At 45.9% G+C, this 23909-nt stretch carries 23 protein-coding genes; all 23 read left to right on the top strand.

The features are described 5' to 3' along the window. Positions 1-12 precede the first annotated feature (12 nt). The 23 genes from proB to KQI22_RS01220 all read left to right on the top strand — a co-directional run bounded on the left by proB (position 13) and on the right by KQI22_RS01220 (position 23892). On the top strand, positions 13-855 hold the full coding sequence (proB, locus tag KQI22_RS01330; protein ID WP_216550274.1) for a glutamate 5-kinase: 843 nt from the start codon (positions 13-15) through the stop codon (positions 853-855). Positions 856-1029: 174 nt separating this feature from the next. After that, positions 1030-1629: a type IV toxin-antitoxin system AbiEi family antitoxin domain-containing protein gene (locus tag KQI22_RS01325; protein ID WP_216550273.1), complete on the top strand. Its 600-nt coding sequence runs from the start codon at positions 1030-1032 to the stop codon at positions 1627-1629. Between the two features lie 419 nt (positions 1630-2048). Then, positions 2049-2270, top strand: a complete 222-nt coding sequence (locus tag KQI22_RS01320; protein ID WP_216550272.1) for a DUF896 domain-containing protein — start codon at positions 2049-2051, stop codon at positions 2268-2270. Continuing rightward, positions 2248-2817 carry a 5-formyltetrahydrofolate cyclo-ligase gene (locus KQI22_RS01315; RefSeq protein ID WP_216550271.1) on the top strand — a complete coding sequence of 190 codons (570 nt, stop codon included), beginning with the start codon at positions 2248-2250 and terminating at the stop codon, positions 2815-2817. The genes KQI22_RS01320 and KQI22_RS01315 overlap by 23 nt, the downstream gene beginning before the upstream one ends. A 26-nt stretch (positions 2818-2843) precedes the next feature. Beyond that, the gene (locus KQI22_RS01310) at positions 2844-4100 is read left to right on the top strand and encodes a glutamate-5-semialdehyde dehydrogenase (protein ID WP_305854752.1); all 1257 of its coding nucleotides are present in this window, start codon (positions 2844-2846) and stop codon (positions 4098-4100) included. Between the two features lie 53 nt (positions 4101-4153). Beyond that, entirely contained in the window at positions 4154-5614 is a 1461-nt protein-coding gene (gene miaB / locus KQI22_RS01305; RefSeq protein WP_216550270.1) for a tRNA (N6-isopentenyl adenosine(37)-C2)-methylthiotransferase MiaB, read from the top strand. A 13-nt stretch (positions 5615-5627) separates the two neighbouring features. Further along, positions 5628-8288 carry a DNA mismatch repair protein MutS gene (mutS, locus tag KQI22_RS01300; RefSeq protein WP_216550269.1) on the top strand — a complete coding sequence of 887 codons (2661 nt, stop codon included), beginning with the start codon at positions 5628-5630 and terminating at the stop codon, positions 8286-8288. Continuing rightward, positions 8281-10281, top strand: coding sequence for a DNA mismatch repair endonuclease MutL (gene mutL, locus KQI22_RS01295; RefSeq protein WP_216550268.1), 2001 nt, complete (start codon positions 8281-8283; stop codon positions 10279-10281). Before mutS ends, mutL begins: the two co-directional genes overlap by 8 nt. After that, positions 10278-11231, top strand: coding sequence for a tRNA (adenosine(37)-N6)-dimethylallyltransferase MiaA (gene miaA / locus KQI22_RS01290; protein WP_216550267.1), 954 nt, complete (start codon positions 10278-10280; stop codon positions 11229-11231). The genes mutL and miaA overlap by 4 nt, the downstream gene beginning before the upstream one ends. A gap of 239 nt (positions 11232-11470) precedes the next feature. Beyond that, on the top strand, positions 11471-12778 hold the full coding sequence (locus KQI22_RS01285; RefSeq protein ID WP_216550266.1) for a methionine gamma-lyase family protein: 1308 nt from the start codon (positions 11471-11473) through the stop codon (positions 12776-12778). 91 nt (positions 12779-12869) lie between these two features. Beyond that, positions 12870-13109 (top strand): DUF4321 domain-containing protein, encoded by a 240-nt coding sequence (locus KQI22_RS01280; RefSeq protein WP_216550265.1) that lies wholly within the window; start codon positions 12870-12872, stop codon positions 13107-13109. A 39-nt stretch (positions 13110-13148) separates the two neighbouring features. Further along, positions 13149-13838, top strand: coding sequence for a RadC family protein (radC, locus tag KQI22_RS01275; RefSeq protein WP_216550264.1), 690 nt, complete (start codon positions 13149-13151; stop codon positions 13836-13838). Beyond that, positions 13839-14858 carry a rod shape-determining protein gene (gene mreB / locus KQI22_RS01270; protein WP_216550263.1) on the top strand — a complete coding sequence of 340 codons (1020 nt, stop codon included), beginning with the start codon at positions 13839-13841 and terminating at the stop codon, positions 14856-14858. It abuts the gene before it with no gap. Further along, positions 14858-15727, top strand: coding sequence for a rod shape-determining protein MreC (gene mreC / locus KQI22_RS01265; protein ID WP_216550262.1), 870 nt, complete (start codon positions 14858-14860; stop codon positions 15725-15727). The genes mreB and mreC overlap by 1 nt, the downstream gene beginning before the upstream one ends. Beyond that, entirely contained in the window at positions 15727-16245 is a 519-nt protein-coding gene (gene mreD, locus KQI22_RS01260; RefSeq protein ID WP_216550261.1) for a rod shape-determining protein MreD, read from the top strand. The genes mreC and mreD overlap by 1 nt, the downstream gene beginning before the upstream one ends. Positions 16246-16270: 25 nt before the next feature. Beyond that, positions 16271-19108, top strand: coding sequence for a penicillin-binding transpeptidase domain-containing protein (locus tag KQI22_RS01255; protein WP_253293450.1), 2838 nt, complete (start codon positions 16271-16273; stop codon positions 19106-19108). 27 nt (positions 19109-19135) lie between these two features. Further along, on the top strand, positions 19136-19798 hold the full coding sequence (locus KQI22_RS01250) for a septum site-determining protein MinC (RefSeq protein WP_216550259.1): 663 nt from the start codon (positions 19136-19138) through the stop codon (positions 19796-19798). A 42-nt stretch (positions 19799-19840) separates the two neighbouring features. Continuing rightward, a complete protein-coding gene (gene minD, locus KQI22_RS01245) occupies positions 19841-20632 on the top strand; it encodes a septum site-determining protein MinD (protein ID WP_216550258.1) in 792 nt (263 codons plus the stop codon). Positions 20633-20646: 14 nt separating this feature from the next. Beyond that, positions 20647-20862: a cell division topological specificity factor MinE gene (gene minE, locus KQI22_RS01240; RefSeq protein ID WP_022004512.1), complete on the top strand. Its 216-nt coding sequence runs from the start codon at positions 20647-20649 to the stop codon at positions 20860-20862. Positions 20863-20867: 5 nt separating this feature from the next. Beyond that, positions 20868-21983 (top strand): FtsW/RodA/SpoVE family cell cycle protein, encoded by a 1116-nt coding sequence (locus KQI22_RS01235; protein ID WP_216550257.1) that lies wholly within the window; start codon positions 20868-20870, stop codon positions 21981-21983. A 15-nt stretch (positions 21984-21998) separates the two neighbouring features. Continuing rightward, a complete protein-coding gene (gene mgsA / locus KQI22_RS01230; protein ID WP_216550256.1) occupies positions 21999-22394 on the top strand; it encodes a methylglyoxal synthase in 396 nt (131 codons plus the stop codon). Continuing rightward, positions 22378-23361 carry a D-alanyl-D-alanine carboxypeptidase family protein gene (locus KQI22_RS01225; RefSeq protein ID WP_216550255.1) on the top strand — a complete coding sequence of 328 codons (984 nt, stop codon included), beginning with the start codon at positions 22378-22380 and terminating at the stop codon, positions 23359-23361. Before mgsA ends, KQI22_RS01225 begins: the two co-directional genes overlap by 17 nt. A 111-nt stretch (positions 23362-23472) precedes the next feature. Next, positions 23473-23892, top strand: a complete 420-nt coding sequence (locus tag KQI22_RS01220; protein ID WP_216550254.1) for a twitching motility protein PilT — start codon at positions 23473-23475, stop codon at positions 23890-23892. The last annotated feature ends 17 nt before the right edge of the window (positions 23893-23909 follow it).

Below are 23909 nucleotides of genomic sequence, written 5' to 3'. Positions count from 1 at the left end.
AAAATAAATAAAATGGGAACTTTACGGGAAGAGATCAAGGATAAAAAGAGGATCGTCATCAAGATCGGTTCTTCTTCATTGCAGCATAAGGAAACGGGCGGACTGGATTATACAAAGCTGGATGTTCTGGTACGGGAGCTTTGCAATCTTGCCAACCAGGGCAAAGAAGTGGTACTGGTTTCCAGTGGTGCCATTGCAGTCGGCAAAAGGGCGGTACATATCGGCAAAGAAGACAATCCGATCGCTGTGAAGCAGGCGTGTGCTGCTATCGGACAGGCGCGTCTTATGATGACCTATCAGAAGCTTTTTGCAGAATACAACCATGTGGCAGCGCAGGTTTTGATGACGAAAAATACGATCGCAGAGCCACTGAACCGCTTCAATGCCAAAAATACATTTTCAGAGCTCTTAAAGCTTGGCGCGATTCCAATCGTCAATGAAAACGATACGGTTTCCACTTTCGAGATCGAGTTTGGTGATAATGATACGCTGTCAGCCATTGTAGCAGCACTGATCGATGCAGACCTTCTGATCCTGCTTTCCGATATCGACGGCTTATACACAGATGATCCGAATAAAAATCCGAATGCAGAATTTATCAGTGTAGTAGACGAGCTGGATGATTCCATTATGGGAATGGGAAAAGGGACAAGCTCAAGTGTCGGAACCGGCGGTATGGGCACGAAGCTTTCCGCTGCCAGGATCGCAACCAGCTCCGGCGCAGACATGATCATTGCCAACGCGGCAGATGTCCGTATCATTCACCGCATCATGGACGGAAGAGAATACGGTACCTTATTTAAGGCACATAAGAGCGAAGATTTTGATCTGGTGACGTTTATTGAGAATATGTAACGCTTCCTGCTGGTGAGTCATGATATAGTAATAATAATTATGAACTAGAAAAACAGCTTGATACAAAAAGGAAATACTTTTTGTATCAAGTTGTTTTTTTACGCCATTTGTGTATAATAGAACTTGATACAAAAACATAATACTATTTGTACCAAGTTGTTTGAGGTGATCTGCATGAATATAGTAAAAAATTATGAATCAATATTTGAACAATATGGCGGAATAATGCGTACATGCGAACTTACAAGAGAAGGTATCTCTTATCAGCTGCTTCAAAATCTAATAGAACAAGGAAAAGTAGAGAAGATCAAGTATGGTTATTATCAGTGGCAGGATGAAAAGGCTTTTACAGAAGTGTCAGTGATAACATCGCTTTTTCCCAGGGCAATTATTTGTGATATGTCAGCTGCAATGTACTATGGCTATGCGGACCGGGTACCGGGAATCTGGCATATAGCTGTAGATAATAAGTCAGCAAGAAATAAATATAAGTTGGATTTTCCTATCATAAAACCACATTTTATCGAAGCGTCCAGATTGAATATTGGTGTAAGTGAAGGAAATATAGATGGAATTATGATAAAGATCTACGACAGGGAGCGGGTTATTTGTGATTGTCTGCGTCATATTAATACAATGGATGGAGAGGTGTTTAATACTGTAATCCAAAGGTATATCAGTGATAAGGAAAAGGATGCTGCGAAACTAATGATGTATGCTTCAAAGCTTGGTGTAGAAAAGAAAGCAAGAAGGGTGGTTGGAGTGTGGCTGTAAAAGATATGGGAGCGACTAGGCTGGAGGGGTTTAAGAAACCCGATATTTATACATATTCTTTGGAAAGCACAATGGCAGAAAATTTGATGCTATCTTAAAGAGAATGACTGCTACCAGCAATTTCTTCAAAAACTATGGAATAATTATAATCCCGGACAGGGACTTGAAAAACCAGATTTTTCTTCCGTACTGGTACAGATTGACCAGTTTATCGGTCCTGTATATGGAGCGATACTGCGAGAAGATGAATTTTTAGAGATGTGGTCATCGAAAGAAAATGTATGGAAATAGCATATATTGTATCATGTGCAGGTGTACATTTCGGTTCCGATGAAATTCTTTTTCATGGTTTGCATAAAAGCTACTTTCTGTTATAATATAATGATGCAATTTTGAAACAGCAGGTACAGGAGAATCACATGGAAGAATCAAGAATCAAAAGAATCAATGAGCTTTATCATAAATCGCAGGCAGAAGGGCTGACAGAGGACGAAAAGAAGGAACAGGCACTGCTCAGACAGGAATATATCGCAAGTGTCAGAAAGAATCTGCGCAGCCAGCTGAATAACATTGATATGGTCAATGAAGATGGTACGATAGAAAATTTAGGCGAGAAATATGGAAACGAAGAAGCAAATTAGACGGGAAATTCTCTCAATAAGGGATGCCCTTTCTAAAGAGGAAAGAAAGAAAAAAAGTGATAGGATCAAGAAGCAGCTTGCAGAGCTTCCCGCTTTTGAACAGGCGGATCAGATCCTGATCTATGCCAGTTATGGCTCTGAGGTTGAAACGGACGCTATTATGGAGCTGGCATTTCGAAAACGAAAGCTGGTGTTCTGCCCGAGAGTGGAAGGAAAGAACATGAAGTTTTATCAGATCACGGATCTTTCGCAGCTTGTGAGCGGCTATCGTGGTATCAGGGAGCCACAGCCGGAGAGACCCTGGCAGCAGCGTCCGGGGGATCTGGTCATCATGCCCGGAACGGCGTTTGACAGAGTGGGCAACAGGATCGGATACGGCGGTGGTTTTTATGACAGATTTTTGGAATCGCATCCACAGATTTCCACAGTGGCGGTCGCGTATGAACTGCAGCTTGTGGAACAGGGCCGGATCGAGACGGAAGAAACGGATCGAAATCCCGCATGTATTGTAACAGAAAAAGCAGTATATCAGATAGAAAATAACTGATCTATACAGGAAAGGAATGAGATGACATGGCAGAAAAATTTGATCTGATACAGATGGGTGAGCAGGCATTAACAGCAAAGTATGAGGCATCTTTACTGACAACAGAACAGAAAAATACGGTTTTGTCTGAAATCGCTCAGAATTTACAGAAAGAATGTGGCAGCATTCTGACCGCAAATGCAGAGGATGTCCGAGAAGGCATCCAGGCAGGTATGAGCCAGGGACTGCTTGACAGATTAAAACTGACAGAGGAACGGATCGGTCAGATTGCGGAAGGTCTTGTACAGATTACGAAATTACCGGACCCTGTTGGTAATGTACTGGAGAAATTCACAAGACCAAACGGCCTTGTAATATCGAAAGTCAGTGTACCGATGGGCGTGATCGGTATTATTTATGAGTCCAGACCAAATGTGACCGCAGATGCGTTCGGTCTTTGCTTTAAAGCAGGTAATGCCGTTATTTTAAAAGGCGGATCTGATGCATTGCATTCTAATATTGCCATAACAAATGTAATCAGGGAAACACTGGAGAAAAACCAGTTCAACCCGGATATGATCCAGTTGATCACAGCAACAGACAGAGCGGTGACGGCTGAATTTATGAAGATGAAAGGATATGTGGACGTACTGATCCCACGCGGCGGAGCGGGACTGATCCGTGCGGTTGTAGAGAATGCGACAATTCCGGTCATTGAAACAGGAACCGGTAACTGCCACATTTATGTGGATAAAGATGCGGATATTGAAAAGGCGGTAAAGATTATTGTCAATGCCAAGACACAGCGTATCGGCGTCTGCAATGCCTGTGAATCACTTGTGATCCACAGAGAGATCCGGGAAAAACTGCTGCCTCCGCTTGCAAAAGCACTGGAAGAAAAGCAGGTGGAAATGCGTGCGGATGAAGGGATCAGGGAAGTAATGCCGGCTTTGAAGGCTGCCACACAGGAAGACTATGGCACAGAGTATTTGAGCCTGATCATTTCCATGAAGACAGTAGACAGCGTCGAAGAAGCGATCGCCCATATCAACCGCTATAATACGGGACATTCTGAAAGCATTATCACAGAAAATAAAGAAGCTGCGGATAAATTCCTGAAAGGGGTAGATGCAGCCTGTGTATATGTCAATGCGAGCACGCGTTTTACGGACGGCTTTGAATTCGGCTTTGGTGCAGAGATCGGTATCAGCACCCAGAAGCTGCATGCAAGAGGTCCGATGGGCTTACGGGAACTGAATTCCTATAAATATACGATCATCGGAAACGGACAGATCCGGGAATAACCGGGAAAGATGGATCGGTTACAATAACGAAAAGCAGAAAAGGATTATATTACATGATACAAAAAGAAGTACTGGAAGAAAAAATGGCAGATTACAGACAGGCAGGTGCTGCGCCGCAGTCTGAGCCTGAAAGACAATATTATTTTATGGCGCGCGCCAAGGAACTGGTAGCAGATATGGAAGAAAAGCTTGGCAGAAAGCCGACCTGCTGTGTGGTTACCTTTGGCTGCCAGATGAATGCCAGAGATTCGGAAAAACTGCTCGGCATTTTAACAGAAGTGGGATTTGCCGATAACGGAGAAGATGAAAAGTCTGACTTTGTGATCTTCAATACGTGTACGGTACGTGATAATGCGGATCAGAGAGTGTATGGCAGACTGGGTATCTTAAACGGCTATAAAAAGAAAAATCCGGCAATGAAGATCGGGCTTTGCGGCTGTATGATGCAGGAACAGGGTGTTGTGGAAAAACTCCAAAAGAGCTACCGCTTTGTCAATCTGATCTTCGGAACACACAATATCTTCAAGTTTGCAGAGCTGCTTGTCACAATGCTCGAATCCGATGACATGATCATTGATATCTGGAAGGATACCAATGAAATCGTGGAAGATCTGCCAATCGTCCGCAAGTATAAATTCAAGTCAGGTACGAATATCATGTTTGGCTGTAACAATTTCTGCAGCTATTGTATCGTGCCTTATGTCAGAGGGCGGGAAAGAAGCAGAGAGCCAAAGGATATCATCCGCGAGATCGAGATGCTGGTAAAGGATGGCGTCATCGAGATCATGCTGCTGGGACAGAATGTCAATTCCTATGGCAAAAATCTGGAGCATCCGGTTAGCTTTGCGCAACTTCTGACTGAAGTGGAAAAGATTAAAGGTCTGGAGCGGATCCGTTTTATGACATCCCATCCGAAGGATCTTTCAGATGAGCTGATCGAGGTTATGAAGCATTCCAAAAAGATCTGCCGCCATCTGCATCTGCCGCTGCAGTCAGGTTCGACAAGGATCCTGAAGGCAATGAACCGGCATTATACAAAGGAGCAGTATGTGGATCTGGCACTGAAGATCCGGCGGGAAATACCGGATATTGCGATCACGACAGATATTATCGTGGGCTTCCCGGGAGAAACAAAGGAAGATGTAGAGGAAACGATCGATGTGATCAAGAAGGTGCAGTTTGAAAATGCCTTTACCTTTATTTATTCCAAGCGGACAGGAACACCTGCTGCAGCCATGGAAAACCAGGTACCGGAAGCAGAAGTAAAAGAGAATTTCAACAAAGTACTGAAAACCGTGCAGGAAACGGCAAGAAGCAGAGTTGGCAACCTGCTCGGTCAGACGGTCACAGTTCTGGTAGAGGAGAAAAACGAACAGGATGACAGTCTGGTGACAGGACGTATGTCCAACAATACGATCGTACATTTTCCGGGTGGAGAGGATCTGATAGGAACGCTGGTAAACGTACATCTGGACGAATGTCACGGATTTTATTATACAGGCAAGATACAATAAAGTGAGGCAGAAGATGGCAGATTTAACACCGATGATGCAACAGTATATGGCGACAAAGGAGCAGTACAAGGACTGCATTTTGTTTTATCGGCTGGGCGATTTTTATGAAATGTTTTTTGATGATGCACTTGTGGCATCCAAGGAGCTGGAGATCACACTGACCGGTAAAAACTGCGGGCAGGAAGAACGTGCACCTATGTGCGGGATTCCGTATCATGCAGCGGATTCCTATTTGACCAAACTGGTCAGCAAGGGCTATAAGGTGGCGATCTGCGAACAGGTGGAGGATCCGAAGCTTGCCAAGGGCATTGTCAAGCGGGAAGTGATCCGTATCGTAACACCGGGTACGAACCTCAATATGATGTCACTGGAAGAAAGCCGCAACAATTATCTGATGTGCATTGCCTATACGGAGGACAAGATCGGGATTGCGGTTGTAGATGCACTGACCGGTGATTTTTATGTCACAGAGGTTTCCGATACAAAGAAGCTGAATGATGAGATCGTGAAGTTTTCTCCGTCGGAGATCATCTGTAACGATAATTTTTTAGTCAGCGGTTACAGCATAGATGATCTGCGGGAGCGGCTCGGTATTTCAGTCAATAAAATTGATGCCTGGTATTTTGAAGAAGACAGTTGTCAGAAGCTGTTATGCAAGCATTTTAAGGTCAATACGCTGACTGCGCTCGGTGTGGATGATTTTGTGGCAGGACAGATCGCTGCGGGCGCAGCACTTGCCTATTTATACGAGACACAGAAAAACAGCCTGTCCAATATTACACACCTCAATCCATATATTGCCAGCAAATATATGCTGCTGGACAGTGCCACAAGGCGGAATCTGGAGCTGACGGAAACGCTCCGTGAAAAGCAGAAAAAAGGTTCCCTGTTATGGGTGCTGGATAAGACCAAAACGGCAATGGGCGCAAGACTGCTCCGTACTTATCTGGAACAGCCGCTGATCGAGCAGGCGGATATTGTGCTCCGGCAGGAAGCGGTCGGAGACCTGCTGGCACATCCGATGTCCAGAGAAGAGCTCAGGGAATATTTAAGCCCGATCTATGATCTGGAAAGACTGCTCGGAAAGATCAGTTATAAGACTGCCAATCCGAGGGATCTGATCGCGTTCCGCAATTCCTTGCAGATGCTGCCACCGATCAAAACGGTTCTGGCAGAATTTGAGACGCCTCTTTTACAGAAACTGCAGGAGCAGATCGATGATCTGACCGATCTGTACGAGCTGATCGATGCGGCGATCGTAGAGGAACCACCGCTTTCCTCCAAAGAAGGCGGTGTTATCAAAGAGGGCTTTTCAGAAGATGCGGATACCCTGCGAAGAGCCAAAACAGATGGGAAGAAATGGCTTGCCGAGCTGGAAAACACAGAACGGGAAAGAACCGGGATCAAAAATCTCCGGATCAAATACAACAAAGTATTCGGGTATTACCTCGAGGTAACCAATTCCTTCAAGGATCAGGTACCGGAGGATTATATCAGAAAACAGACACTGACCAATGCAGAGCGTTACACGATGCCAAAGCTGAAGGAAATGGAAGATACCATTTTGAATGCAGAGGACAAGCTGTATTCGCTTGAGTATGAGCTGTTCTGTCAGGTCAGGGATGCACTTGGTGACAATATGCAGAGAGTCCAGCAGACAGCCAAGGCTATTGCCGGACTGGATGTATTTGCTTCGCTTGCCTATGTGGCAGAGCGGAATCATTATGTGAAGCCGAAGATCACGACAAAGGGCGTGATCGATATCAAAGAAGGCCGACATCCTGTTGTGGAGTGCATGATCAAAAATGATATGTTTATTGCCAACGATACCTATCTGGACAGCGGTAAAAATCTGATTTCCATTATCACAGGTCCGAATATGGCGGGAAAATCCACCTATATGCGGCAGACGGCGTTGATCGTTCTGCTGGCACAGATCGGAAGCTTTGTACCGGCAAAGAGTGCACAGATCGGTATTGTGGACCGTATCTTTACGAGAGTCGGTGCTTCGGATGATCTGGCAAGCGGACAGTCCACTTTTATGGTGGAAATGAATGAAGTTGCCAATATCCTGCGGAATGCGACGGCAAACAGCCTGTTGATCTTAGATGAGATCGGCCGTGGAACTTCCACCTTTGACGGTCTGTCGATCGCCTGGGCTGTGGTGGAGCATATCAGCAATAAAAAGCTGCTTGGTGCCAAAACTTTATTTGCAACACATTATCATGAGCTGACCGAGCTGGAAGGCAAAATGAACAATGTCAACAATTACTGTATTGCTGTCAAGGAAAAGGGCGATGATATCGTCTTTTTGCGGAAGATCGTAAAGGGCGGTGCGGACAAGAGCTATGGTATTCAGGTGGCAAAGCTTGCGGGGGTTCCTGATCTTGTCATTGACAGGGCGAAGGAGATCGCACAGCAGCTTTCCGATAATGATATCACAGAAAAAGTACAGTGTATCCAGACGGACAAAAAGACGGAAAAACAGAAAGTAAAGCATTACGATCAGGTGGATCTGGCACAGATCTCGCTTTTTGACACGACGAAGGATGAAGATGTAATCAAGGAGCTTTCCCAGATCGATATTTCGAATCTGACACCGCTGGATGCTTTAAATACCCTTTATAAACTGCAAAACATGTTAAAGAACAGATGGAGTAGCACAAATGAATGAAATACATGTACTGGATAATCATACAGTAGACAAAATCGCGGCAGGAGAAGTTGTGGAACGCCCGTTTTCCATTGTAAAAGAGCTTGTGGAAAATGCGATCGATGCAGGCGCAGAGCATGTGACGGTGGAGATCAAGGACGGTGGTATCAGCATGATCCGTGTCACGGATGACGGAAGCGGAATTGATAAGTCGCAGCTTACCAAGGCATTTTTAAGACATGCCACAAGTAAGATCAGAGAAGCGGAGGATCTTTCCCATATCAGCAGTCTGGGATTCCGCGGAGAGGCACTTTCCAGTATTGCTGCAGTCTGTCAGGTAGAGCTGATCACAAAGACAGAGGAAGAACTGACCGGGCAGCATTTTACGATAAACGGTGGAGAAGCGGGGGAACTCGAAGAGATCGGTGCACCAAAGGGAACCACGGTGATCGCCCGCAACATTTTTTACAATACGCCGGTCAGAAAAAAGTTTTTAAAGACGGCGATGACAGAGGGCAATTACATTGCTGATTTTATGCAGCACATTGCATTGTCCGCTCCACAGATCGCATTTCAGTATATAGCAAACGGACAGACAAAGTTTTTTACTTCCGGGAACGGAGACAGCAGAGAGGTGATCTACCGGATCTACGGAAAAGAAACGGCAAACCAGCTTCTTCCAATCTCTGCACAGATGGACGGCATTTCGGTAGAAGGATTTCTGGGGAAACCGATCCTGTGCAGGGCAAACAGAGCGTTTGAAACGATCTTTGTGAACGGAAGGTATATCAAGAGTTCGCTGGTATGCTCCGCAGTGGAAGAAGGCTACCGCACTTTCCTGATGCAGCATAAATATCCGTTTGTCGTCTTATACCTGACGATCGATCCGGAAAAGATCGATGTCAATGTGCATCCGACCAAAATGGATATCAGGATCAATGAACCGCAGACCTTCTTCCGGTTTCTGCAGGAATCTGTCGCAGCGGCGATAAACGGCAGATCCCTTGTGACTTCCATGGATGCAAAGATCGAAAAGGAAGAGGATAAGAAAGCGGAAAAGCAGTTGACCAGAGAGATTCCGCAGCCGTTTGAAGCAGGCAGAAGATCGCAGTCGCAGGTAAGAGAAACTTCTTCTTACGGACAGTCCTATGGGCAGATCGTGCAGAAAGCATTGCAGAAGGTAGAGGAGGAACTGGCGCAGCCTGCGCAGAATAGCGTGCAGGAAACGCAGACAGGATATACAGCAGAAGCTGCTGCACAGACAACAATACCGGAGAAAAAACAGGTTGAAAATGCCGCAGCAAGGATCATCGGAACCAGAGCAGAATACACGGAAGAAGTACCGAAAAGTCCGATTATCAAAAAGGAGCAGGCGGTTATCATTGAAAAACCGCAGCAGATGGCTCTGTTTACGGAAGATGACCTGAAAAAACAGCAGGCAGAGAATTTTGAGATCATCGGGCAGATATTTGATACCTATTGGATCCTGGCACTGGCGGATAAGATCTATTATGTGGATCAGCATGCGGCGCATGAAAAGGTAAATTATGAGCGGTTTGTGAAACGGCTGCATGAAAAAACGGAGATTCCGTCCCAGCAGCTTTCACCGCCGACGATCGTAACACTGACACCAAAGGAACAGACTGCATGGAAGGCGCATGAGGAGCACTTTACAAGACTGGGCTTTGAACTGGAAGAATTCGGCGAAGATGCGATCGCGATCCGCGCGGTTCCGCTTGATCTGTATGGAAACGGAGAAAAAGAGCTGCTGCTTTCTGTGCTGGATGAACTGGTGCAGGCACCGGTTGCGGGAGATTCCTTTGCCGTGCTCAGTAAGATCGCGAGCATGTCCTGCAAAGCGGCAGTCAAGGGTAACCAGAAGCTTTCCTTGCCGGAGGTAAAGGTGCTGATGCAGGAATTGTTAGCCTGCGACAACCCATATAACTGTCCGCATGGAAGACCGACGATCATTTCCATGAGTAAATATGAACTGGAGCGTAAGTTTAAACGATGAAGAAAAAGGAAATGCTGATATTGACCGGGCCGACGGCAGTGGGGAAAACAAAGCTTTCCATCGCACTGGCGAAAGCGGTTGGCGGAGAGATCATTTCTGCGGATTCCGTGCAGGTGTATAAAAAGATGGATATTGGCTCTGCCAAGATCCTGCCCGGGGAAATGGACGGTGTCAGACATCATCTGATCGATGTCCTTTCTCCCGATGAAAAATTTGATGTATTCCGGTTTTCAGAGATGGCAAAGGAAGCAATGAAAGGCATTTATGAGCGGGGACATATTCCGGTTCTGGTCGGCGGAACCGGATTTTACATTCAGGCAGTTTTGTATGATATTGCGTTTTCGGAAGAAGAAACGGATTCTGCGCTCAGAAGACAGCTTGAGGAAGAAGCGGCGCAGAAGGGTAATGCTTATATGCATGAAAAGCTGGCGGCGATCGATCCGGAATCTGCTGCAGCGATCCATGCCAATAACAGCAAACGCGTGATCCGTGCCATTGAATACTATATGCAGACGGGAGAAAAAATCTCCGTGCATAACGCAAGGGAGCACGAAAAAAAGTCGCCCTATGCCTTCTGTTATTTTGTGCTGAATGATGATCGGAAAAAGCTGTATGACAGGATCGATGCACGTGTCGATCAGATGATAGAAGAAGGATTATACGAGGAAGTAAAAGGTCTGCTTGCGGATGGAATACCGCGCACTGCCACATCCATGCAGGCACTTGGCTATAAGGAAATGGCAGACTACATCTGCGGGGATTGTTCACTGGAGGAAGCGATCTATCTGATCAAACGGGATACCAGACATTTTGCAAAACGGCAGCTGACATGGTTTCGCCGGGAGCGTGATGTAACATGGGTCGACCGGACAGCCTTTGCCGGGCAGGAAGATAAGATGCTTGCTTTTATGCTTGAAAAGGTAGAAGAAATGCGGAATATGAATACGTAATGATAGATACCGATGATGTTGGAGTCAAAACCACACGACTTTGATGCCTACGAATTGCTCCATGCTACGCACTCCCGCAATTCTACCCAATATTCGCATATCGTGGGATTATCATCCCACTTTTATGCTCATATCGGGGCGGGCCCCAAGGTCTTTCACCCACCTATGAGCAAGCTCATGTGGGTTTAGACCTTTTGTCCCTGGCATCATAAAATATAATACAGAAACGAGGATACAACATGACGACATTACAGGAAATGTACGCTTCTCTGGACATAGACGCCCAGGTGCTTGCATTTGGAGAACATATTTTGGAAAATTTAAAGGATCGCTTTGCAGCGATCGACGAAACGGCGGAATATAACCAGTTGAAGGTGATCCGCGCCATGCAGAAGGCGCGTGTCAGCGAAGCCTGCCTGCTCGGTACAACCGGTTATGGCTATAACGATATCGGACGCGATACACTGGAAGAAGTATACGCCAATCTGTTCCATGCGGAGGATGCACTGGTCAGACCACAGATCACCTGTGGCACACATGCACTGGCACTGGCACTGATGAGCAATCTGCGGCCGGGCGATGAACTGTTATCGCCTGTGGGAAAGCCATATGATACACTGGAAGAAGTGATCGGTATCCGTGATTCCAAAGGCTCTTTGAAAGAATACGGCGTATCTTACAGCCAGGTAGATCTTCTGCCGGATGGCAGTTTTGATTACGATGGCATCCGTGCAGCGATCCATGAAAAGACAAAGCTGGTGACGATCCAGCGTTCTAAAGGCTATGAACCGAGAAAAACCTTATCGGTGGAACGGATCGGCGAACTGATCTCCTTTATCAAATCCTGCAAACCGGATGTGCTTTGCATGGTAGATAACTGCTACGGTGAATTTGTAGAACGGATCGAGCCTGTGGAAGTAGGAGCGGATATGGTGGTCGGCTCTCTGATCAAGAATCCGGGCGGCGGTCTGGCACCAATCGGCGGTTATATCGTCGGCAAGAAGGAATGTGTGGAAAATGCTGCCTACAGACTGACTTCTCCGGGACTGGGAAAAGAGGTCGGTGCATCTCTTGGTGTACTGCCTGCTTTTTATCAGGGGCTGTTTTTGGCACCGACGGTAACGGCGAGTGCATTAAAGGGCGCGATATTTGCAGCCAATATTTTTGAAACACTCGGATTTTCTGTTGTACCGAATGCCAAAGAAGACCGCTTTGACATCATTCAGGCAATTACCTTTGGAAAACCGGAGGCTGTGATCTCTTTCTGTAAGGGAATCCAGGCAGCGGCAAGTGTGGACAGCCACCTTTCACCGGAGCCTTGGGATATGCCGGGCTATGATGCACCGGTCATCATGGCGGCAGGTGCTTTTGTTTCCGGCTCTTCGATCGAGCTTTCCGCAGACGGTCCGATCAAACCGCCGTATGCGGTATATATGCAGGGCGGACTGACCTTCCCGCATGCGAAATTTGGCATGCTGAAAGCACTGCAAAACCTGAAAAATGACGGCATTTTGACGAAAGAACAGTGCGAAAGAATGACTTTTTAGTCGAAAAAAAATAAACGAATTTTATATACATACTTTTTTGGGTGTGATAAGATATATCTAGTGTGATGATACAAAAGAAGTGGAGGATACCATGAGAAGCAAGAACAGTTGGGCTCTTTTATTGATGATGTTGACAGGAATTGTAATAGGTGGTCTTTTGGGACAACTTCTTCCGTCAAGTTTTCTGAATTACGGACAGAGCTTCGGACTGACATCGCCGATCGTGCTGGATCTTGGCATTCTGGTGCTGACTTTCGGTCTGACGATCCATATCACGGTTGCGAGCATTATCGGAATGGTACTTGCCATTATTTTATATCGTTTCCTGTAAAAGCAGAATGGGAGCTGCTTGTCTGGGGCAAAACAGAATATGTATCAGACAAAAGAAAACGGAACGATACAATCGCTTCCCTATGATAAGTTTTTACAGCAGGGAGCGGAAGGACTGACAGAAGAGGAACTGATCGCGATCATATTGCGGACAGGCACCAGGGGCGAGGATGCCCTGACACTGGCCTGCAGAGTATTATCGGTCTGCGATAAGAGGCAGGGCATTTTAGGACTGCATCATGTGACGCTCGATCAGCTCATGCAGGTGAAAGGGATCGGTCTTGTCAAGGCAGTCAAGCTGAAGGCGATCGCGGAGCTTTCCCGCCGGATGGCAGTTGCCAGAGTGGAAAAGGATGCGGTATTCCGCAATCCGCAGATCGTGGCACAGGCTTATATGGAACGGCTGAGGCACCTGGAGAAGGAGCATTGTATCGCACTTTACTTAGACACAAAAGACAGCAGGATAAAAGATGTCGAGTTGTCTATAGGTAACATTAATTCATCCATTATGTCTGCCAGAGAATTATTTCGGCAGGCACTTTTATGTAATGCCACATCGGTGATCATCATGCATAATCATCCGAGCGGAGATCCGACGCCGAGCAGGGAAGATCTGCTTTTGACAGAGCGGCTCAGGCAGGCGGCATCGGTTATGGAAATTCCGTTACTTGACCATATTATTATTGGGGATAATACGTATATCAGTTTAAAGGAGAAAGGAGTTTTATAAATGGCTTCGAGCGCATACGGTATCGATCTTGGTACCTGCAACATTAAAATTTACGGAAAAGGTGATGAATCGGTTTTCTGCCAGAAAAACATCATCGCGATTGAAAATAAGGACATCCTGTTTGCTTATGGAGATGAGGCGTTTGATATGTACGAAAAAGCGCCGGGAAACATCCACATTTCCTATCCGCTGTGCAACGGCGTGATCGCAGACATTAAAAATATGCAGACACTGGTAAAGTGTTTTATTTCCGATCTGGGTGGTGGCAGTATCAAGCCTGCGGATTACTATATCGCAGTTCCGACCGATGTAACGGAAGTGGAAAAGAGAGCTTTTTACGATCTTGTCAAGAATGCGAATGTCAAGGCAAAGCGTGTTATGGTTGTGGAAAAGGCTATTGCAGACGGACTCGGACTGGATATCGACGTGAAGAATTCACAGGGTGTATTGATCGTCGATGTCGGTTTTGATACAACGGAAATCTCCATTCTTTCTCTGGGGGGTATCGTGCTGAGCAAGCTGATCAAGGTCGGCGGACAGAAATTTGACGATGCGATCCGTGCAGCTGTCAGAAAAGAATACAGCCTGATCATCGGCGGCAAGACGGCGGAAAAGGTGAAAACTTCTCTGGCTTCTCTGGAAGAGGAAGGAAAGAATGCGCTTGTTTACGGCCGCGATATCGTGACAGGACTTCCGGTCGAGCGTGAGATCCCGACAGATCTTGCACTGGACAGCTTAAAAGAGCATTTTAATTCGATCATTGATAATATCAAAGTCATTCTGGAGCGTACGCCACCGGAACTGGCTGCGGATATTTACAGACAGGGTATTTATCTGACGGGCGGTGCCTGTCAGGTCAGCCATCTGGCACAGCTGATCGCCAGCGGAACAGGGCTGAAGGTCAATGTGGCAGAGCATCCGGTAGAAAGCGTTGCACTGGGACTTGCCCGTGTCATTAAGGATGATAATTACAAATCAGTTGCCTATGCGATCGAAGGAATGGGCAATGGAGGAAAATAATGAGAAGAAAACGGCAGAAGTTTACGATTCCAAGTAAATACTTATTGCTGATCATGACTTGTGTCTGTGTTTTATTTATGGCAGTTACCTTCTTTACGGATTTCCTGGCATCTCCGCTCAGCAACTTTGCGGGCGGTGTGATCCTGCCTTTTCAGTCGGGGATCAGTAAGGTCGGTTCCTGGATGAGCGTCCGTTCTCAGGAGCTGAAATCCATCCGGGATATCATGCAGGAAAATGAAGCACTGCAGGCACAGGTGGATGCCCTGACGATCGAAAACAATTCTCTGCAGCAGGACAAATACGAACTGAACAATCTGCGCCAGTTATATAAGCTGGATGAAGAATATGCAGAGTATCAGAAAGTGGGTGCCCGCGTGGTTTCCAAGGAGACCGGTAACTGGTTCCATTCCTTTGTGATCAATAAGGGAAGTCTGGACGGGCTGGAGCCGGATATGAATGTCATGGCGGGAAGCGGCCTTGTCGGCCGCATTACGGAGGTCGGAGATCACTGGGCAAAGGTCATGTCGATCATCGATGACAATTCCAATGTCAGTGCCATGGTGCTTTCCACAGAAGACAGTTGTATCGTACAGGGTAATCTGGAGACGATGGATCAGGGTGTGATCACATTCTCCAAGCTTGTAAACGGTGAAACAGCGGTCAAGGAAGGCGATAAGGTCGTAACCTCCTATATCAGCACAAAATACCTTCCGGGTATTCTGATCGGCTATGTGACACAGATCGAGTCTGATTCCAACAATCTGACAAGCTCCGGTACGATCACACCGGCAGTTGATTTTGCGCATCTGGAGGAGGTTCTTGTGATCACAGACCAGAAAGCGTCTTATACAGAAGCAGGTGAGAACTGATGAAACGGAATATTTTTATTGTCATAACAGTCCTGCTGTGTTTTATCCTGCAGTCCACCGTTTTCAGGTGGCTTGCATTCGGCGGGATCGCACCGAATCTGCTGGTGATCATCACAGCAACCTTCGGATTTATGTGCGGACAGAAATGTGGTCTCTGGGTCGGCTTTTTTTCCGGCCTGTTATATGATATTTTCTACGGAAATGTTTTATGCTTTTACGCACTTATTTTTATGTATCTTGGCTTTGCAAACGGATATTTTAAGCAGATCTTCTTTAAAGAAGATATCAAGCTGCCGATCCTTCTGATCACACTCAGTGATCTTTCTTACGGACTTGTCAGCTACATATTACTTTTCCTTTTGCGGGGCAGATTCCATTTCCTGCACTATCTGATGCATGTGATAGTACCGGAGATCATCTATACAGTTTTGGTAACACTGATCCTGTATCCGCTGATCCGTATGATCAACGGAAAACTGGATGGAACAGAAAAAAGGAGCGAGGACGGTTTTGCTTAAATCGATAAAAGAATCAGTGATCAATATGATAACATCGAGAGTCTTTGTACTGATCATTGTATTTACCTGCCTGTCAGGCATTTTGATCTATCGCCTCTTTTCTCTTCAGATCGTGCACGGGGAAGAATACCTGGACGGTTTTAAGCTGAAGATCAGAAAGGAACGTACGATCGCTAGTACAAGAGGTAATATTTATGACCGTAATGGGGAACTGCTTGCTTATAACGAACTGGCTTATTCCGTTACGATAGAAGATGTATACGAGTCCGGCAGGACGAAAAACGATCAGTTGAACGGAACAATCTCCCGGCTAATCGATATGATCGAAGAAAACAATGACAAGATCATCAATGATTTTGATATTGTGTTGGATGAAAACAATCAATATGCATTTACGGTAGAAGGAAAAACACTGCTGCGTTTTCTGGCAGATATATACGGAAAATCCAAGACGGAAGATCTGGAATATGCAGAGCGTACCGCCACGGCGGAAGAAGTGATTTCTTATCTTGCCGGTACGAAGAAGTTTGCGATCGGAGAATATCTGGATCCAAATGACAGAACATCCGATTTCATCGTGGGCAGTGGTTATACAAAAGAAAAACTGCTGCAGATGGTAACAATCCGTTATGCCATGAGTCTGAACAGCTATCAGAAATATATCGCAACAACCGTCGCCAAGGATGTTTCGGATGAAACGGTTGCCATGATCATGGAAAATGCGGATGTACTGGATGGTGTATCCGTGACAGAGGATACGATCCGTAAATATGTGGACAGTGTCTATTATTCGCATATCATCGGTTATATCGGTAAGATCTCCGATGATGAATATGCACAGCTTTCCGAAGAAGATGAGAAATATTCCCTGACGGATATCGTCGGTAAATCCGGTATTGAGCAGTACATGGAAACAACGCTGCAGGGTACCAAAGGAACCGAAACGGTTTACGTGGATAATATGGGTAAGGTCATCGAAACGAGTGACCGGAAAGAACCGGTTGCGGGTAACAATGTTTATCTGACGATCGATATGAATCTGCAGAAGGCGGTATATAATCTGCTGGAGCAGAAGATCGCGGGTATTCTGGTATCCAAGATCCGCAACATCAAGGAATTTACACTCGGCGAAAATGAATCGGCAAGTAAGCTGCAGATCCCGATTTACGATGTATACTTTGCCCTCTTTAACAATGGCGTTATCGACACCGGTAATTTCCAGAAGGATACGGCAAAGGATACGGAAAAGGCAGTATATCAGACTTTTTTAAATAAACAGGCTTCCGTAGTGGATATGCTGCATACAGAGCTTGCGACCAATGCCACAACCTATAATAATCTTTCGCTGGAATATCAGATGTATGAGCTTGCGATCGTTTCCATGCTGGAAGATAATGGCGTGATCATGACAGATGAGATCGATAAAGAGGACAGCACTTATCTTGCCTGGAAAAAGGACGAAGTGATCAGTCTGCAGGAATATCTGACGTATCTGATCTCAAAAGGCTGGATCGATATCACGAAGCTTTCACTGGAATCCCAGTATTCCGATTCCGAAGAGATCTATGCACGCCTGATCGATTACATTGACGAAAATCTGGTAAAGGATTCTTACTTTAACAAGCGGCTTTACAAATATATGCTGCTGGATGATCAGATCACGGGTGCACAGGTATGTATGCTCTTATTTGAGCAGAATATCATAGATGGCACAGACGAAGAAAAGCAGGCAGTACAAAGCGGCAGTAAATCCGCCTACAGCTTTATGCTGGAGAAGATCGAAAATCTGGATATCACACCTGCACAGCTTGCGCTGGATCCGTGTTCCGGTTCCTGTGTGGTAACGGATACCCAGACGGGTGAAGTGCTTGCCCTTGTAACGTATCCGGGCTATGATAACAACCGCCTGACAAATTCGATCGATTCCGATTATTATAATAAGATCTATTATGATCTGTCACAGCCGATGTGGAACTATGCAACGCAGCAGCTGTCTGCACCGGGTTCTACCTTCAAGATGGTATCGGCGGCGACAGCGTTGGAAAATAATGTGGTGGGACTGAATGAAACGATCACCTGTAAAGGAACCTGGGATACGTTAAGTCCGCCGGCGCGATGCTGGATCGCACCAAACGGTTCTCATGGACCGCTTGATATTTCGGGAGCGATCGAACACTCCTGTAACTATTTCTTTTATGAAGTGGGTTATCGTTTGAGCCGTAACAACGGCGTTTATGATAGCGATACCGGACTGGAAAAACTGGCTTATTATGCAGATCAGTTCGGACTTTCAGACAAATCCGGCGTGGAAATTTCGGAAAGTGCACCAAAGGTATCCGACTTTGATGCAATCCGTTCTGCGATCGGACAGGGTACAAACAACTATTCAACGGTTGGACTGGCAAGGTATGTGACAACAGTCGCAAACAGCGGAAACTGTTATAACCTGAGCCTGCTTTCCAAAACGACAGATGCGGACGGCAATCTGCTTGCCGACTATACGCCGACACTGCGGAATACGGTTGATCTGAAGCAGAGTACCTGGGATGCTATTCATCTGGGTATGCGAAAGGTTGTGGAAGATAAAGATTACTATAAGGATCTGACGATCCAGGTTGCGGGAAAAACCGGTACGGCGCAGGAAAACAGGAAACGTGCGAACCACGCTCTGTTTGTATGTTATGCACCATATGAACAGCCACAGGTTGCGATCGCAACCAGAATTGCATTCGGATATGCTTCCGATTATGCGGCGCAGGTAACAAAAGATATTGTGAAGTACTATTTTAAACTGGAGGATGAATCCAGTCTGATCACCGGTACTGCAGAATCTACCAATGTGGTACAGAGTGCGGGAGACTAAACAGACAAAGCTGAAAGAGGTGGAAACATGAAAGACATAGTCAGACTCAAGAGCTATCCCAATGGCATCAGAATCGTGATTGCGGAAGATGCCCTCTTTGGAGATGTTCTGGCGGAAGTCTCCGAAAAATTTAAAGATTCCGAACGCTTTTTCGGAAAAGCCAAACTGGCAGTCACCTTTGAAGGCCGTAAAAATACGCAGGAAGAGGAAGATGCCATTTTAGACACCATCAGACAGGAAAGCAGTGTCAATATCGTCTGTGTGGTAGAAAAAGAAAAGGAAGAAAGCTTCGAGCGTCCGCTGGCACGCCTGGAGGAAATGGCACAGGGCGATTTCGCACAGTTTTACCGCGGAAGCCTGTCGGGAAAGAAGATACTGGAGACGGAACAGAGCCTGATCGTGCTCGGGGATGTCCAAAAAGGAAGCTGCGTGGTATCCAAAAAAGATATCATCGTGCTGGGAACGCTTTCCGGAAGTGCCTATGCAGGTGTGGACGGAAACACCCATTTTATTGCAGCGCTCCATATGGAACCGGAATCTGTCAGGATCGGCGAGCACAGAGGAAAATACAAAAGCAAAGGACTGTTCGGTAAGTCTAAAAAGGACAAGCCACAGATCGCCTATTTAAAAGAGAACGAGATCTGCTTTGAGGATCTTGACCTTACAGAAGAATTACTGCAGAATCTGTAAAGACCTGCAGGGGACAAATATTTCATGAGCTGGAGGAAAACTATGAGTGAAGTAATTGTCATTACATCTGGTAAGGGCGGTGTCGGAAAAACAACGACATGTGCAAACATTGGAACAGGACTTGCCTGTCAGGGCAAGAAGGTCGTCCTGATCGACACGGATATCGGGCTTCGGAATCTGGATGTCGTTATGGGACTTGAAAACCGGATCGTTTACAATCTGGTTGATGTTGTGGAAGGTAACTGCAGGGTAAAACAGGCACTGATCAAGGATAAAAGATATCCCGGACTTTATCTGCTTCCCTGTGCACAGACAAGAGATAAAACAGCGGTTAATCCGGAGCAGATGAAAAAACTGACCGCACAGCTGAAGGAACAGTTTGATTACATACTTCTGGACTGCCCGGCGGGGATCGAACAGGGATTTCAGAATGCGATCGCAGGCGCAGACAGAGCGATCGTGGTGACAACACCGGAAGTATCTGCCATTCGTGATGCGGACAGGATCATCGGACTTCTGCATGCGTATGAGGTAGGTAGGATCGATCTGATCGTCAACCGGCTCCGCAACGATATGATCAAACGTGGTGATATGATGAGTGTGGCAGACGTGGTCGATATCTTATCGGTGGATCTGCTCGGTGCTGTATATGACGATGAGGCGGTCGTGGTATCAACCAATCATGGAGAACCGCTTGTCTGCGGCAATTCCGTAGCCGGAAGAGCCTATATGAATATCAGTAACAGAATTTTGGGGCAGGAAGTACCACTTCTCGATCTGGAAAAAGAAAAATCGGTATGGTTTCGTTTTACCGGTATTTTTCAGAAACTGTAAAGGAGGGGTGGACAATGCGTATCAAATCATTATTTCATAAAAAGAAGTCCAAAGAAGTAGCGAAGGACAGACTGAAGATATTGCTGATTTCAGACAGAATCAATTGTTCACCGGAAACGATGGAAATGATAAAGAAGGATATTGCAAAAGTTTTATCCCGTTATATCCAGATTGATCCGGGGAAGATGGAGATTGAAGTGAGCAAACGAAAAATAAATGTATTCTGGTGATAAAAATGCTGAAAAAATACCGTGTCAGGGATTATGATTTCAAATTAATAATAATGCTGATCGCCATCACCGTAGTGGGGATCTTAGTGATCGGCAGTGCGGATCGTTCCTATCAGAGCAAGCAGATCCTCGGATTTGTGATGGGACTGTTTCTGATGGTAGTCATATCGCTGTTTGACTATTCGACGTTTCTGAATTTTTACTGGATCATCTATATCGGCAATCTTGTTTTGCTGCTTTTGGTGGAATTTTTCGGAGAAAAGTCAAACAATGCGCAACGCTGGGTTTCCATTGCGGGAATCCGGTTCCAGCCATCCGAAACGGCGAAAATTTTGTTGATTTTATTTTATGCACAGTATATTATGAAACATAAGGAAACGATCAGTTCGCCGAAGACCATTATTTCCATGCTGGTTCTTCTGGCACCGCCGCTTCTGCTGATCTACAGGCAGCCTGATCTTTCGACCACGATCATGATCGCACTTTTGTTTTGTGTACTTTTGTTCATGGGTGGTCTGAGCTATAAGATCATATTCGGCGTGCTGGCGATTGCAGTTCCGCTTTTTGTGATATTCCTGACACTGGTATTACAGCCGGATCAGACGCTGATCAAGGATTATCAGCAGACACGTATTCTGGCATGGCTGAATCCGTCCGAGTATTCGACGTCGGAAGGATACCAGCAGGATAATTCCAAGATGGCGATCGGAAGCGGAGAGCTGTTTGGCAAGGGACTGAACAATAACGAGATCAGTTCCGTAAAGAACGGCAATTTCATTTCGGAACCGCAGACAGATTTTATTTTTGCGATCGTCGGGGAAGAACTGGGATTCGCAGGCGGATGTCTGGTAGTCGGACTTCTGTTTCTGATCACACTGGAATGTCTGATGATCGCCCGAAAGGCGAAGGATATTGCGGGGGTGCTGATCGCTGCGGGTATGGCAACGGTGATCGGCTTCCAGAGTTTTATGAATATTGGAGTTGCGACCGGTATTGTACCTAATACGGGTATTCCGCTCCCATTTGTCAGTTATGGTCTAACTTCACTTGTCAGTCTTTACATTGGTATGGGGTTTGTATTGAACGTAAGACTGCAATGTGTGAGGAAATACAGTAATTAGGAGAGAAGGTTACATATGAACATTGCATTAATTGCACATGATGCAAAGAAGAAGCTGATGCAGAATTTCTGCATCGCGTACAGGGGTATACTCAGCAAAAACGATCTTTATGCAACAGGAACGACAGGACGCCTGATCGAAGAGGTTACAAATCTGAATGTCCACAAATATCTGGCCGGTCATCTCGGGGGAGAACAACAGATCGGTGCACAGATCGAGCACAATCAGATTGACCTTGTCATTTTTCTGCGCGATCCGCTGACACCAAAGATGCATGAGCCTGATGTCAATAATGTTGTCAAGTTATGTGATATGCATAATATTCCGCTGGCTACGAATCTGGCTACGGCGGAGCTGTTGATTAAATCATTAAATCGAGGAGATCTTGAGTGGCGTGAGATGTACAAATAAGAAAAGACTGGCAGCATTTTTGGTGCTGTCTGTTCTGCTGACCGGCTGCGGCAATGCAGCGGTTTCAATGGAATACGAGCTGGACAGTCCGGTAAGCGCATATCGGATCGAACAGACAGGAAGTACGGCAGATGATAAAGCAGACGGTTTCGCGGCGGATTTATGCCTGCGCGACGGGCAGACGCTTTCCGGAAATGAGGTGGATCTTTCCCAGGCACTTTCCGGTGTGTTATGCGATCTGAGCAAAAACAGGATCATCTATGGAAAAGACGAGAATATGCAGCTTGCACCGGCGAGCCTGACTAAGGTAATGACGGCGCTTGTGGCGCTGAAATATGCAGATCTGGATACCGTGCTGACCGCATCCGATAATGTAAAGATCAATGAATCCGGGGCGACGCTCTGCGGGCTTTCCACAGGTGATACGATGACACTTGATCAGGCACTGCATGCACTGCTTATGCAGTCTGCCAATGATGCTGCGGTGCTGATTGCGGAAAATGTCGGTGGCAGCATAGACGGCTTTTCCGATATGATGAACAAGGAAGCGGCGGCGATCGGTGCGACCAATTCCCATTTTGTCAATCCGCACGGCCTGACGGCAGAGGATCATTATGTAACAGCGTATGATATGTATCTGATCTTTAAGGAAGCCATGCAGTACAGCGAATTTACACAGATCATCAATCTGCAGACCTATGAAACCATCTATCATGATGCTCAGGGCAATGGGAAAGAGTACTCCTGTACATCTACAAACTGGTACTTAAACGGAGATGCGCAGGCACCTGACGGTGTCACGGTGATCGGCGGAAAAACAGGGACGACTGCAGCAGCCAGAAACTGTCTGATCCTGCTTGCAAAGGACTCTTCCGGGAACCAGTATGTGTCCGTTATCTTAAACTGCAGCGAAAGGCAATATCTCTATCAGGAGATGACCGGATTGCTTCAGAAGATTACCGGGTAAGAGCTGTATGGATTCCGATAAAAAGGTTGTCATTTATAGCCAAATACACTATAATGATCTTATCGGAGAAGGTACGAAATACCGAAATCAAAATGGCAGGAGGGCTTACATATGGTTCAGTTAATTGTTGGTAATAAAGGGAAGGGCAAGACAAAGCATTTATTAGAGAAAGTAAATTTACAGGTAAAGGAAACGAAAGGCAATATCGTATATCTGGATAAGAGTACGAAGCATATGTATGAGCTGAACAATAAAGTCAGACTGATCGATGTTTCTCAGTATATGATCACAAATCACGATGAATTCGTAGGTTTTATCTGTGGTATCGTTTCACAGGATCATGATCTGGAACAGATGTTTTTAGACAGCTTTTTGAAAATCGCATGTCTGGAAGGTGCGGACATCACTCCTGTTATTGAAAAGTTGGAAAAGATAAGCCAGAATTACGGCATTGATTTTGTCCTGAGCGTGAGCATGGATGAGAGTGAATTGCCGGAGGCGTTAAAATCAAAGATCATCGTATCTTTATAGAAAACCAAAGCCTCGGA

The sequence above is a fragment of the Kineothrix sp. MSJ-39 genome, from assembly GCF_018917935.1.
Lineage (GTDB): Bacteria > Bacillota > Clostridia > Lachnospirales > Lachnospiraceae > CAG-194.
Note: the sequence above shows the minus strand (reverse complement) of the source record. Positions and strands in the feature narration are given on the sequence as shown.